A 16,332-nucleotide genomic window follows, 5' to 3' on the forward strand; every position below is an offset into this window, starting at 1 on the left:
AGGAGTAGAATGTCATATTCTTAAACTCAAGGGGGTCACCATGAGCGAGCTTGACGATCTGCGCATCCGCATCCGTGCCGATCATCGACGCGACGAGGCCGAGGTGCTGGCCGATCTCATGGCCGCCGACCCGATCTCGTCCGAGATCCGTACCGCCGCCACCCGGCGCGGCGCCGAGCTGGTCCGCGCGATCCGCAACGACACCCGGCCCGGCATCATGGAGGCCTTCCTCGCCGAGTACGGCCTGTCGACCCGCGAGGGCATCGCGCTGATGTGCCTCGCCGAGGCGCTGCTGCGCGTGCCCGACGCGCACACCATGGACGCGCTGATCGAGGACAAGATCACGCCCTCGGACTGGAGCGCGCATCTCGGCAAGGCCGCCTCGCCGCTGGTCAACGCCTCGACCTGGGCGCTGATGCTGACCGGCAAGGTGCTCGACGAGAAGGGCGAGGGGCTGGGCCTCGTGCTGCGCCGCGCGATCAAGCGGCTGGGCGAGCCGGTGATCCGCGCCGCCACCCATGCCGCGATGCGCGAGATGGGCAAGACCTTCGTGCTCGGCCGCGACATCGACGAGGCGATCAAGCGTTCGCGCGGGCCGATGAAGTCCGGCGTGACCTATTCCTACGACATGCTGGGCGAGGCGGCGCTGACCGCCAAGGACGCCGCCGGCTTCATGAAGAGCTACTCCGACGCCATCGCGCGGATCTCGAAGGAAGCGACGGCGGCCGACATCCGCGACAACCCCGGCATCTCGGTCAAGCTCTCGGCGCTGCATCCGCGCTACGAGGAGGCCCAGCGCGAGCGGGTCATGGAAGAGCTGGTGCCGCGTCTGACCGAGCTGGCCCGCGCCGCCAAGGCCGGCAACATGGGCCTCAACGTCGATGCCGAGGAGGCCGACCGCCTCGACCTGTCGCTCGACATCATCGAGGCGGTGCTGTCGGACCCGGAGCTGGCCGGCTGGGACGGCTTCGGCGTCGTGGTGCAGGCCTACGGCCGCCGCGTCGGCGGCGTGATCGACTGGCTCTACGCCCTGTCTGAGAAGCTCGACCGCAAGATCATGCTGCGGCTGGTCAAGGGCGCCTACTGGGACACCGAGATCAAACGCGCGCAGGTCGAGGGCCTGACCGACTTCCCGGTCTTCACCGAAAAGGCCGCGACCGACGTGGCGTGGCTCTCCTGCGCCAAGCGGCTGCTGGGCATGACCGACCGGATCTACCCGCAATTCGCCACCCACAATGCCCACTCCGTCGCCACGGTGATGGAGATGGCCGGCGGCAGGCAGGACTTCGAGTTCCAGCGCCTGCACGGCATGGGCGAGGCGCTGCACGACAAGCAGATCGAGAAGGAAGGCACCCGGCTGCGGATCTACGCGCCGGTGGGCGCGCATCGCGACCTGCTGGCCTACCTCGTGCGGCGGCTGCTCGAGAACGGCGCCAACTCCTCCTTCGTCAACCAGATCGTCGACGAGAGCGTGCCGCCCGAGGTGGTCGCGGCCGACCCGTTCGAGAAGCTCGGCGGCCCGCGCCCGAAGGAGCTGCGCGACCCGCGCGCGCTGTTCCAGCCCGAGCGCGAGAACTCGCGCGGCTGGGACTTGACGGCGGTGGACCAGCTGGCCGAGTTCGACGCCGGGCGCAACGCCTACCGCGAGGGGCACTGGTCCGCCGGCCCGATCCTCGCCGGCGAGGCCGAGGGCGAGGAGACGCTGCGCGTCACCAACCCGGCCGATCCGGCGGACGTGGTCGGCGAGGTGGTGATGTCGTCCAAGGCCGATGTCGAGACCGCGATCAGCCATGCCCGCCGCTGGCAGGCCCCGGCCTCGACCCGAGGCGCCGCGCTCAGGAAGGCCGCCGATCTCTACGAGGAGCACGCGCACGAGTTCTTCGCCCTGGTCGCGCGCGAGGCCGGCAAGACGCCGAAGGACGCCATCGCCGAGCTGCGCGAGGCGGTCGATTTCCTGCGCTACTACGCCGCCCGCGGCGAGGAGCTGAAGGACCCGGCCCGCGGCACCTTCGCCTGCATCAGCCCGTGGAACTTCCCGCTGGCGATCTTCACCGGCCAGGTCGCGGCGGCGCTGGCCGCCGGCAACGCGGTGATCGCCAAGCCGGCCGAGTCGACGCCGCTTGTGGCGGCGCTGGGCGTGCGGCTGATGCACGAGGCCGGCGTGCCGCGCGAGGCGCTGCAGCTTCTGCCCGGCGCGGGCCGCGTGGTCGGCGCCGCGATCACCTCGGATCCGCGCATCGCGGGGGTGTGCTTCACCGGCTCGACCGAGACAGCGATCGGCATTGACCGCGCCATGGCCGCCAACATGGACCCGACCGCGCCGCTGATCGCCGAGACCGGCGGCCTGAACGCGATGATCGTCGACAGCACCGCCCTGCCCGAGCAGGCGGTGCGCGACATCGTCAACTCGGCCTTCCAGTCGGCCGGGCAGCGCTGCTCGGCGCTTCGGATGCTCTACCTGCAGGAGGACATCGCCGAGCGGTTCCTCGAGATGCTCAAGGGCGCGGCCGAGGAGATGGGCATCGGCGATCCGTGGGCGCACTCCACCGATGTCGGCCCGGTGATCGACGCGCGCGCCGAGAAGGGCATCGTCGACCATGTCGAGAAGGCCCGCGCCGAGGGCCGGCTGATGTGGCAGCTGGAGACGCCCGAGAAGGGCTTCTATGTCGGCCCGGCGCTGATCCGTCTGAACGGCATCGAGGAGCTCGAGCGCGAGATCTTCGGCCCGGTGCTGCATGTCGCCACCTTCAAGTCGCACGAGATCGACGACGTGATCGACGCGGTCAACGCCACCGGCTACGGGCTGACCTTCGGCCTGCACACCCGGATCGACGAGCGGGTCGAGCACGTGACGCGCCGCGTCCATGTCGGCAACCTCTACGTCAACCGCAACCAGATCGGCGCCATCGTGGGCTCGCAGCCCTTCGGCGGCGAGGGGCTGTCGGGCACTGGGCCGAAGGCCGGCGGGCCGCGCTACGTCGCGCGATTCACCGAGCCGACGCGCATCCCGTCGCTGGCGGCGAACGGGCCCGAGGTGCCGAGCGAGAAGGTGCAGGCGCTGCTCGACGCGGCAACGCCGGCCACCGATCGCAGGGGCACCGTCACCCTTCCGGGGCCGACCGGCGAGTCGAACCGGCTTTCGGTGGTGCCGCGCGGCACCGTGCTCTGCCTCGGCCCGTCGGTCGAGGAGGCGCGGATGCAGATGCAGCACGCGGCCGAGGCCGGCTGCGCCGCCATCGGCGTGGCGCCGGGTCTTTCGGGCGAGGCCTGCCTCGACGGCACGCTCGACCCGAAGGCGCTCGAGAGCCTGCGCGGCGTCGATGCCGTGGCGCTGCGCGGCGGCTCGGAGGCCCTGCGCCCGTTCCGCGCCGCGCTCGCCGCGCGCGAAGGCAAGCGGGTGCCGCTTCTGGCCGAGGAGGACATCGCGACGCGGCTCTTCCTCGAGCGGCATGTCTGCGTCGACACCACCGCGGCGGGCGGAAACGCCAGCCTGCTCGCCAGCGTCGGCTGACACCGGCCGGGGCCGCGCGCGGCCCCGGTTCCGCCCGTCCGGGCGGCGCTCTCGGCGCCTGACGAGGGGAATGCGGCGTCCGCCGAAAGGCGTGACGCCGTTTCCGTTTTTGCCGGGTTTTTCGTGACCTTGTCACGCGGAAGTGTCGCAAGCCCCTCGAAAACGGGGACCGCATTCCGCGCGATCCGGTCTAGACTCGGCCCCGTCATAAGCCAGGGGAGGGGTGCATGACGATCAACGTGTCGCTCGACGACAAGTACACGGCCGAGACCGGCCACGTCTTTCTCACCGGTATCCAGGCGCTGGTGCGCCTGCCGATGACCCAGATGCGGCGCGACCGCGCCGCCGGGCTGAATACCGGCACCTTCATCTCGGGATATCGCGGCTCGCCGCTGGGCGGCTACGACCAGCAGCTGATGGCCGCGCGCAAGCATCTCGACCCGCTCGACGTGGTGTTCCAGCCCGGCGTCAACGAGGACCTCGCCGCCACCGCGGTCTGGGGCAGCCAGCAGCTCGCGCTCTCCGAGGGCGCGAAGAAGGACGGCGTGCTGGGCCTGTGGTACGGCAAGGGGCCGGGCGTCGACCGCTCGGGCGACGTGCTCAAGCACGCCAACGCCGCCGGCACCTCGGCGCATGGCGGCGTGCTGGCCATCGCCGGCGACGACCACACCTGCAAATCCTCCTCGATCCCGCACCAGTCGGACCACGCCTTCATCTCGGCGCTGATGCCGATGCTCTATCCCAGCTCGGTGCACGAGTTCCTCGAGCTGGGCCTGCTCGGCATCGCCATGTCGCGCTATTCGGGCTGCTGGGTCGGCTTCAAGGTGATCTCCGAGACGGTCGAGACCTCGACCGTGATCGATCTCGGGCAGGAGCGGCGGCAGTTCCTGCTGCCCACCGATTTCGACATGCCCGAAGGCGGTCTGAACCTGCGCTGGCCCGACCCGCCGCTGGTGCAGGACGAGCGGCTGCAGGAGCACAAGGGCTTCGCCGCGCTCGCCTTCGCCCGCGCCAACCGGGTCGACCAAGTCACGATCGACACGCCCAACGCCCGCTTCGGCATCGTCGCCTCCGGCAAGGCCTACGAGGACGTGCGCCAGGCGCTGGCCGAGCTGGGCCTCGGGCCCGACGAGTGGAAGGCGATCGGCCTGCGCCTCTACAAGGTGCGCATGCCCTGGCCGCTGGAGCCCGAGGGCATCCGCCACTTCTCGGAGGGGCTCGACGAGGTGCTGATCGTCGAGGAGCGCCGCGAGATCATCGAGAACCAGATCAAGCAGCAGCTGTTCAACTGGCGCGCCGACGTGCGCCCGCGGATCATCGGCAAGCACGACGAGAAGGACCGCCCCTTCCTGTCGCTCTCCCAGGGCCTCACCGTCGGCTCGGTCGGCCGCGCCATCGCCGACCGGCTTCTGCACATCGACCTGCCCGAGGGGCTGCACGACCGGATCGAGGCCGAGCTGAAGCGGCTCGAGGCCGGCCATGCGCGCGGCCTCGCCCACGAGGCGCCGGTGACGCGCCTGCCGCATTATTGCCCGGGCTGCCCGCACAACACATCGACCAAGGTGCCCGAGGGCTCGAAGGCGATGGCCGGCATCGGCTGCCACTACATGGTGCAGTGGATGGACCGCAACACCGAGACCTTCACCCATATGGGGGCCGAGGGCGTGCCGTGGAGCGCGATCGGCAAGTTCACCGAGGAGAAGCACCGCTTCGTCAACCTCGGCGACGGCACCTTCTTCCATTCCGGCCACCTCGCGATCCGCCAGTCGGTCGCGGCCAAGGCCAACATTACCTACAAGATCCTCTACAACGACGCGGTCGCCATGACCGGCGGCCAGAAGGTCGACGGGCCACTCTCGCCCGAGCAGGTGACGCATCAGGTCGCGCATGAGAACGTCGCGAAGATCGTGCTGCTCTCGGACCACCCCGAGAACTACTCGACCTCCGACCTGGCGCCGGGCACCGAGATCCGCCACCGCGACGAGGTCGACGCGGTGATGAAGGAGCTGCGCGAGATAGAGGGCGTGACCATCATGGTCTACGTCCAGACCTGCGCCGCCGAGCTGCGCCGCCGCCGCAAGCGCGGCAAGGCCGAGGACCCGGACATGCGGGTGCATATCGACCCGGCGGTCTGCGAGGGCTGCGGCGACTGCTCGGTGCAGTCGAACTGCATCGCGGTCGAGCCGCTGGAGACCGAGCTGGGGCGCAAGCGGCAGATCAACCAGTCGGCCTGCAACAAGGACTTCTCCTGCCTCAAGGGCTTCTGCCCCTCCTTCGTGACGCTGCGCGGCGCCAAGCCGCACAAGCGCCCGGCGGCCGAAGGGCCGGACGTCTCGACGCTGCCCGAGCCGCAGCTGCCGCAGATCGTCAAGCCGTGGAACGTCGCCGTCACCGGCGTCGGCGGCACCGGCGTGCTGACCATCGGCGCGCTTCTGGGCATGGCCGCGCATCTCGAGGGGCTGTCGCCGATGATCCTCGACATGGCGGGCCTCGCGCAGAAGGGCGGGGCGGTGCTGAGCCACATCCGCATCTCGACCCATGAGCGCCCGGCCACCGCGCCGCGCATCGCGACCGGCACGGCCGACGTGCTCTTGGCCGCCGACAGCGTGGTCGCGGCCTCGAAGGACGGCGTCACGCTCTGCGACGCGGAGCGCACCCACGCGGTGATGAACACCAAGCTCTCGCCGACCTCGGACTTCGTGCGCATCCGCGACTTCGACTTCCGCTCGGCTGGGGTGATGCGCGCGGTCGAGAAGACGGTGCGCTCGCCCGAGCATTTCCACGACTTCGCCCATGTCGCGCGCGAGCTTTGCGGCGACGAGATCGCGGTCAACATCATGATGCTGGGCTATGCCTGGCAGCAGGGGCTGATCCCGGTCGGGCGCGAGGCGATCGCCGAGGCGGTGCGCCTGAACGGCGTGGCGGTGCAGTCCAACCTCGACGCCTTCGACTGGGGCCGGGTGATGGCCGCCGACCCGCAGCGGGTGATCCGCGAGATGGGCGAGACCGACGAGCCGCCGCATGTCCCGCAGGCGCAGATGACGCTCGACCAGCTCGTCGCGCACCGCACCGGGCATCTGACCGACTACCAGAACGCCAGGCTCGCGCGGCGCTACACCGACCGGGTCGCGTCGGTGCGCAATGCGGCCGCCTCACACCCCATGGGCGACAAGATCGCCCGCGCGGTCGCGCAGAACTATGCCAAGCTGCTGAGCTACAAGGACGAATACGAGGTCGCCCGGCTCTTTACTCGGCCCGAGTTCTCGGAGAACCTGCGCCGGCAGTTCGACGGTGACTACAAGATCGCCTTCAACCTCGCGCCGCCGGGCCTGCCCGGCACCGACGCCGAAGGCCGGCCGAAGAAGCGCGAGTTCGGGCCTTGGGTCCTGAAGGCGTTCCGGGTGCTGGCGGCGGCGAAGCGGCTGCGCGGCACGCCGCTCGACGTCTTCGGCCGCAGCGAGGAGCGGCGGGCGGAGCGGGCGCTGATCGGCGCCTACGAGGCGGACATGGATCTGGCGATGGAGCGTCTGGGGAAGGGGCGCGACGCCGAGATCCTGCAACTGCTCGAACTGCCGGACCAGATCCGCGGCTACGGCCCGGTGAAGGCCAAGGCGATGGAACAGGCGGCCCCGCGGCGCGAGGCGCTGAGGGCCGCGATCAGGGAGGACGCCCCGCAAGCGGTGGCGGCGGAGTAGGGAGAGAACATGTTCGACGACGCGACGTGGCGCGATCGGGGTGAGCCCCGATCGCCGGCCGAAGACCTGCGGGCGGGGATGCGCTGATGGGAGTGCTGCGTTCCGCGATTTCGCCCTCGTCCGAACAGTTCGCCGAGAACCGCGAGGCCCAGCTCGCCGCGCTCGAGACCGTCCGCGAGGCGGTCGAGGCCGCCCGCGCCGGCGGCGGCGAGAAGGCCCGCGACCGCCACGTCTCGCGCGGCAAGCTCCTGCCGCGCGACCGGGTCACCCGCTTGCTCGATCCCGGCAGCCCCTTCCTTGAGGTGGGCGCCACCGCCGCGCACGGCCTCTATGACGGCGCGGCGCCGGGTGCGGGCGTGATCGCCGGCATCGGCCGGGTCGAGGGGCAGGAGGTCATGGTGGTGTGCAACGACGCCACCGTGAAGGGCGGCACCTACTACCCGATGACCGTCAAGAAGCACCTGCGCGCGCAGGAGATCGCGGAGCAGAACCATCTGCCCTGCGTCTACCTCGTCGACTCGGGCGGCGCCAACCTGCCCAACCAGGACGAGGTCTTCCCCGACCGCGACCATTTCGGGCGGATCTTCTACAACCAGGCCCGGATGAGCGGGAAGGGCATCCCGCAGATCGCCGTGGTGATGGGCTCCTGCACCGCCGGCGGCGCCTACGTGCCCGCCATGTCGGACGTGACCATCATCGTGAAGGAGCAGGGCACCATCTTCCTCGCCGGCCCGCCGCTGGTGAAGGCCGCGACCGGCGAGGTGGTGACCGCCGAGGAGCTGGGCGGCGGCGACGTGCACACGCGGCTCTCTGGCGTGGCCGACTACCTCGCCGACAACGACGCGCACGCGCTGGCGCTGGCGCGGCAGGCGGTGGCGGGGCTGAACCGCCGCAAGCCCGACAGCCTGCTGTTGCAGGCGGCCGAGGAGCCTCTGTTCGACCCCGAGGAGATCCTCGGCGTGGTGCCGGCCGATCCGCGCCGCCCCTACGACATCCGCGAGCTTCTGGCCCGCGTGCTCGACGGCTCGCGCCTCGACGAGTTCAAGCCGCGCTACGGCGAGACGCTGGTGACCGGCTTCGGCCATGTCATGGGCATGCCGGTGGGCATCATCGCCAACAACGGCGTGCTGTTCTCCGAGGCCGCCGTGAAGGGCGCGCATTTCGTGGAGCTGTGCTCGCAGCGCAAGATCCCGCTGGTCTTCCTGCAGAACATCACCGGCTTCATGGTCGGCCGCAAATACGAGGCCGGCGGCATCGCCAAGGACGGCGCCAAGCTGGTGACGGCGGTGGCCTCGACCGAGGTGCCGAAGGTCACCATGCTGGTCGGCGGCTCCTACGGGGCGGGCAATTACGGCATGTGCGGCCGCGCCTACAGCCCCCGCTTCCTGTGGACCTGGCCCGCCAGCCGGATCGGCGTGATGGGCGGCGAGCAGGCCGCCGGCGTCATGGCGCAGGTGCGCGGCGAGGCGCTGGATCGGCAGGGCAAGCCCTGGTCGCCCGAGGAGGAGACCGCCTTCAAGACGCCGCTGCGCGAGAAGTTCGAGGAGCAGGCGCACCCGCTCTATGCCAGCGCCCGGCTCTGGGACGACGGCGTGGTCGATCCGCGCAAGACCCGAGAGGTGCTGGCGCTGTCGCTTTCCGCCGCGTTGAACGCGCCGATCCCCGACACGCGCTTCGGCGTCTTCCGGATGTGAGGCGGGCATGGTGACGATGGAGGAACTGAAGGCCCGCGACCCGGAGCTGGTGAGCTTCCGCTTCGGCGACGGGCCCGAACTTTGCGCCGAGCTGATCGCTCTGGTCCGCTCGGGCGCCAAGACCGCGACCTGCGGCGCGCTGCGCGACTTCGAGGCAGGCGAGCCCCTGCCGGCGGTCGGCCGCCGCGACGTGGCGCTGAACTGGGACGGCAGCCCGGCGCTGCTGATCGAGACGGTCGAGGTCACGCAGCGCCGCTTCTGCGACGTCGATGCCGAGTTCGCCCTGGCCGAGGGCGAGAACGAGACGCTGGAAGGCTGGCGCGAGGGACACCGCCGCTACTTCGAGCGCAACGGGGGCTGGAGCCCCGAGATGATGCTGGTCTGCGAGAGATTCCGGCTGGTGGAGGATTTCGCCTGATGTTCGACAAGATCCTGATCGCCAACCGCGGCGAGATCGCCGCGCGGGTCATCACCACCGCGCGCCGGATGGGGCTGAAGACGGTCGCCGTGCATTCCGACGCCGACGCGAACGCGGTGCATGTCAAGCTCGCCGACGAGGCGGTGCGCATCGGCCCGGCGCCGGTGGGCGAGAGCTATCTCAAGATCGACGCCATCCTCGAGGCCGCGAAACGCACCGGCGCCGGAGCGATCCACCCGGGCTACGGCTTTCTCTCTGAGAACCCCGATTTCGTCGAGGCGGTCGAGGCCGCGGGGCTGGTCTTCGTCGGCCCGCCGGCGAGCGCGATCCGCGCCATGGGCCTCAAGGACGCCGCCAAGAAGCGGATGGAGGAGGCCGGCGTGCCGGTCGTGCCGGGCTATCACGGCGAGGGGCAGGACGCGAAGATGCTGGCCGAGGAGGCCGAGCGGATCGGCTACCCGGTCCTCATCAAGGCCCGCGCGGGCGGCGGCGGCAAGGGGATGCGGCTGGTCGAGCGGGCGGCGGATTTCGCCGACGCGCTCGAAGGGGCGCAGGCCGAGGGCCGGGCGAGCTTCGGCGACCCCGCCGTGCTGGTCGAGAAGTTCATCACCTCGCCGCGCCATGTCGAGATCCAGGTCTTCGCGGATTCCCACGGCAACGTCGTCCACCTGTTCGAACGCGACTGCTCGCTGCAGCGGCGGCACCAGAAGGTGATCGAGGAGGCCCCGGCGCCGGGCATGCCCGACAATGTCCGCGCCGCGATGGGCGCGGCCGCGGTCGAGGCGGCGCGCGCCATCGGCTATGTCGGGGCGGGCACGATCGAGTTCATCGCCGACGGCTCCGAGGGGCTGCGCGAGGACGGGTTCTGGTTCATGGAGATGAACACCCGCCTGCAGGTCGAGCATCCGGTGACCGAAGCAATCACCGGGCTCGATCTCGTCGAGTGGCAGATCCGCGTCGCGCGCGGCGAGGAACTGCCGCTGAAGCAGGACGAGCTGGGCATCGACGGCCACGCCTTCGAGGCGCGGCTCTACGCCGAGGACGCCGATCGCGGCTTCCTGCCCGCCACGGGCCGGCTGGAGCGGCTGCGCTTCCCCGAGGCCGCGCGCTTCGAGCTGGGCGCGGTGCGGGTCGATGCCGGCGTGCGCGAAGGCGACGCGATCACCCCGCATTACGACCCGATGATCGCCAAGGTGATCGCGCATGGCGCGACGCGGCAGGAGGCGATGGCGCGCCTGCTGGCGGCGCTCGAGGCCACGCAGGTCGGCGGCACGGTCACCAATCTCGGCTTCCTCGCCGCGCTCTTGCGCCACGAGGGCTTCGCCAATGGCGAGGTGGACACCGGGCTGATCGGCCGCGACCTCGAGGCGCTGACGGCGAAGGCCGAGATGCCCGCCCACGTGCCGGTGCTCGCGGCACTCGCCGCCGCCGGTCTCGACCACCCGCCCGCCGCGCAGGACCCGTGGGACGCGCTTCGGGGCTTCCGCCACTGGGGCGCCTCCGAGATCCACGTGCCGCTCCTGCACGAGGGCGAGCCGCTGGAGGTGGCGCTGGTCAAGGACGGGCCGGGCAGCTGGCACCGCGAGGGTAGCGAGACGGCTGTTTCACGTGACGCAAACGGCCTCGCCGTGACGTCCGGCGGCCGCCGCTTCCGCGCCGAGGCGGCGAAGCATGGCCATCGCGTCACCGTCTGGGACGCGGGCCGGGCCTGGGTGTTCGAGATCCCCGATCCGCTGGCCGCGGCCGAGGCGGCAGGCGGCGGCGACGGCATCGTCGCGCCGATGCCGGGCCTCGTTAAACGGATGCGCGCCGAGGCCGGGCAGACGGTCGAGAAGGGCCAGCCGCTCGCCATCCTCGAGGCGATGAAGATGGAGCACACGCTCACCGCACCGCGCGACGGGGTGGTGGCCGAGGTGCTTGCCAAGGAAGGGTCGCAGGTCTCCGACGGCGACCTGCTGCTGACGCTGGAGCCGCAAGATGACTGAGCGCGTCGAGATCGTCGAGGTCGGCCCGCGCGACGGGCTGCAGAACGAGAGCAAGGTGATCCCAGCCGCGGCCAAGATCGAGCTGGTCGACAGGCTTTCGGCCTGCGGCTTCCGCCGGATCGAGGTGACGAGCTTCGTGAACCCCAAGCGCGTGCCGCAGATGGCCGACGCGGCCGAGGTGCTGGCCGGCATCGCCCGCAATCCAAACATCCGCTACGCCGCGCTGACCCCGAACCTGCGCGGCTTCGAGGCCGCGCGCGACGCGCGGGCCGAGGAGGTCGCGGTGTTCGGTTCGGCCTCGGAAGGGTTCAGCCAGGCCAATATCGGCTGCTCCATCGCCGAGAGCATGGAGCGGTTCCTGCCCGTGATGGAGGCCGCGCAAGGAGCCGGCCTGCCGGTGCGCGGCTACGTCTCCTGCGTCACGCACTGCCCCTATGACGGCAAGGTCGAGCCCGAGGCGGTGGCCGATGTCGCCGCGCGGCTTCTCGAGATGGGCTGCTACGAGATCAGCCTCGGCGAGACGCTGGGCCGGGCGCTGCCCGAGGACACCGACGCCATGCTGGACGCGGTTCTGCAGCGGGTGCCGTCGGAAAAGCTCGCGGGCCATTTCCACGACACCTCGGGCCGGGCGCTCGACAATGTCGCGGTCTGCCTCGACCGGGGCCTGCGGGTGTTCGACGCCAGCATCGGGGGCTTGGGCGGCTGCCCCTTCGCGCCGGGTGCCGCGGGCAACGTCGCGACCGAGGGGCTGGCGCTGATGCTGCAGGAGCGGGGCTTCGACACCGGGCTCGACATGAAGCGGCTGGCCGAGACGGCGGGCTTCGCCAAGGAGCTGCGCGCATGACATACGAAACGCTGGAGCTTTCGACCGACGATCGCGGCGTGCTCACCGTCACGCTGAACGCGCCAGAGCGGAAAAACGCGCTCTCGGCGCGGATGATGGACGAGCTGACGCATCTCGCCTCGCATGAGGGCGCGCAGGCGCGCGCGGTGGTGCTGCGGGGCGCGGGCGACGTGTTCTGCGCCGGCGGCGACCTGAACTGGATGAAGGCGCAGATCGCGGCCGACCGGGCCGGGCGCATGGCCGAGGCGAAGCGCCTCGCCAACATGCTCGGCGCGCTCAACACCATGCCGCGGCCGCTGATTGGGAAGATCCATGGCGGCGCCTATGGCGGCGGCGTCGGCATGGCCTGCATCTGCGACGTGGCGATCGCCGCGCACGGCACGCGCTTCGGCTTCACCGAGACCAAGCTCGGCATCATCCCGGCGACGATTTCTCCTTACGTGCTGGCACGGATGGGCGAGGGGCGGGCGCGGCAGGTCTTCATGTCGGCGCGGCTGTTCGACGCCGCCGAGGCCGAGCGGCTGGGCATCGTCGCCCGCGCCGTGGCGGCGGAGGATCTCGACGCCGCGGTCGAGGCCGAGGTCGCGCCCTATCTCAAGATCGCGCCCGGCGCGGTCGGCCGCTCCAAGGCGCTGGCCCGCGCGCTCGGGCCGCGCATCGACGACGAGGTGATCGCCGCGACGATCGAGCGCCTCGCCGACGCCTGGGAGAGCGAGGAGGCGGAGGAGGGCATCTCGGCCTTCCTCGAGAAGCGCCCCGCCCGCTGGACGTGACCGCGCAGCCCATTGACCCCGCCGCGCCCGCGCCCAAGGATGTCCGGCGCAGGCGCGGATGGGGCGAGATGGGCGAGGCGATCGAACTGGACGAGACCGACCGGCGGCTGCTGCGGCTTCTGCAGGCCGAGCCGGAGCTGACGCTGCGCGAGGTCGGCGACCGGCTGGGCCTGTCGCACACCCCCTGCTGGCGGCGGCTGGCGCGGATGCGCGAGGCCGGGGTGATCGAGGAACGCCGCCACATCGTCGACCCGGTGGCCGCGGGCTTCGAGATCATCGTGTTCTGCGCGGTGCGGATGAACGGCCATTCCCGCGCCCATCTCGAGGAGTTCGAGGCGGCGGTGGGCCGGATCGCGGAGGTCGTCATGTGCTACTCGGTCTCGGGCGACCACGACTACCTGCTCAAGGTGCTGGCCAAGTCGATCAAGCATTACGAGAGCACGGTGAAGAACGCTCTGGTGCAGCTGCCGCACGTGCTGTCGATCTCGACCAGCGTGACGCTGCGCGAGATCAAGAACACCACCGACGTTCCGGTCTGACGCCGGCCATATGACCGGCCCCCGCGACCGCGCGTCGCGCACAGGAACCGCCCCCGACGCCCCCGGTTGGTCCGGCGAAGGAGAGCCCGCATGACCAGACCCCGCCCCGAGAGGCAGACCGACAGGCCGGGCGGGACCCCGGCGAGCAACACCGTGCCGATCCGCGACCTCGGCGTGATCGGCGACCGCCGCAGCGCCGCCGTTCTCGACCGCATGGGCCGCATCCTGTGGTACTGCCCCTGCCGCTTCGACGGGCCGAGCCTGCTCGCGGGCCTGCTCGACCCCGATGGCGGCGAATGGCGGGTCGAGGTCGAAGGCGCGCGGCCCGGGCCGCGCCGCTACCTCGACGGCAGCGGCATGCTGGAGACGACGCTCGAGCACGACGCGGGGCGCGTCACGCTGCTCGACTGGATGACCTCGGGCCCCGATGCGCCGGTGGGCGTGCTGCTGCGCGAGATCGGCCCGTCGCCCGTGCCGGTCCGGCTGGTGCTGCATCCGCGCCCCGATTACGGCCGCCACGCGGCGCAGCTGTCGCGCTCGGGCGAGGCGGTGATGATCGAGCAGATGGCGCTGCACGGCTCGCACCCGCTCAGGATCGAGGGCGACGCGGCGGTGATGGAGCTGCCCGCCGGCGAGGCGGGCTGGATGCTGCTGTCGGACGGCCCGCTGCCGCCGCCCGACCGCGCGGCGATCGACGGCTGGCGCGAAAACAGCCTCGCCTACTGGAAGACCTTCGACGAGGCGGTGGATTACCAAGGCGTCTTCAAGACGGAGATCGACGAGGCGCTGCGCGCGATCCGGCTCTGCACCCACGAGGAATCCAGCGGCACCGTCGCCGCCGTCACCACCTCTCTGCCAGAGGTGCCGGAAGGGCCGCGCAACTGGGACTACCGCTATGTCTGGCTGCGCGACGCGGGGATGATCGTCTCGGCGCTGCTCAGGCTGTGCAAGAGCGACGGCGAGGGCGAGCGCTACCTGCGCTTCATCTGCCGCTCGACCGGCACCTCGGAGCATTACCCGATGGCCGTGTTCACCGATCTCGACAGCCAGACCGCGCCGCCCGAGACCGAGCTGCCGCTGGCCGGCTGGAACGGCGCGCGCCCGGTGCGCATCGGCAACGGCGCGGCCGACCAGCTGCAACTCGACGCCTTCGCCAATGTCGCGCTTGCCGCCAAGCTGCTCTACCGCGAGGGCAAGCAGGACGAGCGCGCGCATTGGGACGTGGTGCAGGACATCTGCAACTTCCTCACCGGCTGCTGGCAGGAGCCCGATCACGGCATCTGGGAGGAGGGGGAAAGGCTGCACTACACCTCCGGCAAGGTGGTCGCGGCCTGCGCGCTGGAATCGGCCGCCGCCTACGGCGATGCCGACGAAGCGAAGCGCTGGGGCGATGCCGCGCGCGAGATCCGCGACTGGGTGGCGGCCCACTGCCTGACGCCTGAGGGGGCCTATGCCGTCCATGCCGGCTCGGACGAGGTCGACGTCACCGCCGCGCTGTTCCCGGTCTGGGACTACTGCGCCGCCGACACGCCCGAGATGATCGCCACCATGACGGCACTCGAGCGCGACTGGAGCCCGGACGGCAAGCTCTACTGGCGCCGCCTGCAGGAGGCCGACGGCCGGGCCGAAGGGGTCTTCGTCGCCGCCGGATTCTGGGTGGCGCAGTACTGGGTAATGCGCGGCGAACTGGAGCGCGCGCGCGAGATCATCGAGGCCGGCATCGCGCAGGGCAACGATCTGGGCCTGTTCTCCGAGGAGGCCGACCCGCGGACCGGCGAGATGCTCGGCAATATCCCGCAGGCCTTCGCCCATGCCGGGCTGATCGGCGCGGTGATCGATCTCAACCGCGCGCTCGAGGCGCGCAAATCGAACGGCTGAGCCTTTCGCGGGTTGTGTCCCCGACAAGGACGCAACCCGAACCGGGAGACCGCTCATGACCGTGACCGACGACTACAGCTACGACCACGTCGAGGCCTCGACCCTGCGCAGGGACATGGCCTTCAGCGCCGGAACGCCCGGCCCGGGCGACCGGCTGCCCGGCTTCGACCTGCCCGAGGCCTCGGGCGGGCGCATCCGCAGCCATTCGATCACCAGCAACCGGCCGATCCTGCTGATCACCGGCTCCTACACCTGCCCGATGACGGCGGCCTCGAACCCGCTTCTGAAGAAGCTGCATCGCCGCTATGGCGGCCGCATCGTCTTCGTCATGCTGCATGTCCGCGAGGCGCATCCGGGCGAACGCTACGGCCAGCCGCGCGACATGGACACCAAGATCGCCAATGCCCGCGCGCTCAAGCGCCGCGACAGGCTGCCCTGGTCGGTCGCGGTGGACGACGTCTCGGGCACGCTGCACCGTCAGCTCGACCTCAAGCCGAACGCGGTCTGGCTCACCGATCAGGACGGCACCATCGTCTATCGGGGCCTCTGGGCCGGCGATGACGACCCGCTCGAGGACGCGCTCGAGGCGGTGTCGCGCGGCCGGCTGCCGAAGAAGCGCGAGAGCCACGCCCGGCTCAAGCCGATGGCCGCCGGGATCGGCGTGATGCGCGAGGTGACGCGCCGCTCGGGCGCGCGGGCCGAGGCCGATCTGTGGAAGGCCGCGCCGCCGATGGCGGTGCTGGCGCGGATCGCCGACGTCTATCGCCCGCTGCCGCCGCATTGGCGCACCGCTGCCGCCGCCGCGACGGTCGGCCTCGCCGCGACCGCGCTGGTCGGGGTGCTGACATCGGCGCGCCGCAAGTGAGCCGCGCCGGCCGCCCGTGAGGCGCAGGCGGTCCCGGCACTGGCCGGGGCCGCCGCGTCCTCCGCCTGCACGGGCCGCGCCATGCGGGCGGCCCGTTCGGCCAGACCCCTCCGGTCGCCCGCCTTCGGCG

Annotated in this window: 10 protein-coding genes; all 10 read left to right on the forward strand. The window is 71.1% G+C overall.

Annotated features, from left to right (window positions below; genetic code table 11):
* Positions 1-40 precede the first annotated feature (40 nt).
* The 10 genes from putA (at position 41) to BLT43_RS14380 (ending at position 16,202) form a co-directional block, all read left to right on the forward strand.
* Positions 41-3,511 (forward strand): bifunctional proline dehydrogenase/L-glutamate gamma-semialdehyde dehydrogenase PutA, encoded by a 3,471-nt coding sequence (gene putA, locus BLT43_RS14335; RefSeq protein ID WP_090113922.1) that lies wholly within the window; start codon positions 41-43, stop codon positions 3,509-3,511.
* 227 nt (positions 3,512-3,738) lie between these two features.
* Complete coding sequence (locus BLT43_RS14340) at positions 3,739-7,206, forward strand: indolepyruvate ferredoxin oxidoreductase family protein (RefSeq protein WP_090113923.1); 3,468 nt, start codon at positions 3,739-3,741, stop codon at positions 7,204-7,206.
* 86 nt (positions 7,207-7,292) lie between these two features.
* Entirely contained in the window at positions 7,293-8,900 is a 1,608-nt protein-coding gene (locus BLT43_RS14345) for a carboxyl transferase domain-containing protein (protein ID WP_090113924.1), read from the forward strand.
* Between the two features lie 7 nt (positions 8,901-8,907).
* Entirely contained in the window at positions 8,908-9,318 is a 411-nt protein-coding gene (locus BLT43_RS14350) for an ASCH domain-containing protein (protein ID WP_090113925.1), read from the forward strand.
* Complete coding sequence (locus tag BLT43_RS14355) at positions 9,318-11,303, forward strand: acetyl-CoA carboxylase biotin carboxylase subunit (RefSeq protein ID WP_090113926.1); 1,986 nt, start codon at positions 9,318-9,320, stop codon at positions 11,301-11,303. The genes BLT43_RS14350 and BLT43_RS14355 overlap by 1 nt, the downstream gene beginning before the upstream one ends.
* Complete coding sequence (locus tag BLT43_RS14360) at positions 11,296-12,147, forward strand: hydroxymethylglutaryl-CoA lyase (protein ID WP_090113927.1); 852 nt, start codon at positions 11,296-11,298, stop codon at positions 12,145-12,147. The genes BLT43_RS14355 and BLT43_RS14360 overlap by 8 nt, the downstream gene beginning before the upstream one ends.
* Entirely contained in the window at positions 12,144-12,920 is a 777-nt protein-coding gene (locus BLT43_RS14365) for a crotonase/enoyl-CoA hydratase family protein (protein ID WP_090113928.1), read from the forward strand. The genes BLT43_RS14360 and BLT43_RS14365 overlap by 4 nt, the downstream gene beginning before the upstream one ends.
* A gap of 68 nt (positions 12,921-12,988) precedes the next feature.
* The gene (locus BLT43_RS14370) at positions 12,989-13,459 is read left to right on the forward strand and encodes an Lrp/AsnC family transcriptional regulator (RefSeq protein ID WP_090113929.1); all 471 of its coding nucleotides are present in this window, start codon (positions 12,989-12,991) and stop codon (positions 13,457-13,459) included.
* A gap of 90 nt (positions 13,460-13,549) precedes the next feature.
* Positions 13,550-15,337 carry a glycoside hydrolase family 15 protein gene (locus BLT43_RS14375; RefSeq protein WP_090113930.1) on the forward strand — a complete coding sequence of 596 codons (1,788 nt, stop codon included), beginning with the start codon at positions 13,550-13,552 and terminating at the stop codon, positions 15,335-15,337.
* A 55-nt stretch (positions 15,338-15,392) separates the two neighbouring features.
* Positions 15,393-16,202 (forward strand): TlpA family protein disulfide reductase, encoded by an 810-nt coding sequence (locus tag BLT43_RS14380; RefSeq protein WP_090113932.1) that lies wholly within the window; start codon positions 15,393-15,395, stop codon positions 16,200-16,202.
* Positions 16,203-16,332: the final 130 nt, after the last annotated feature.

The sequence above is a fragment of the Limimaricola pyoseonensis genome (assembly GCF_900102015.1).
GTDB classification, from domain to species: domain Bacteria; phylum Pseudomonadota; class Alphaproteobacteria; order Rhodobacterales; family Rhodobacteraceae; genus Limimaricola; species Limimaricola pyoseonensis.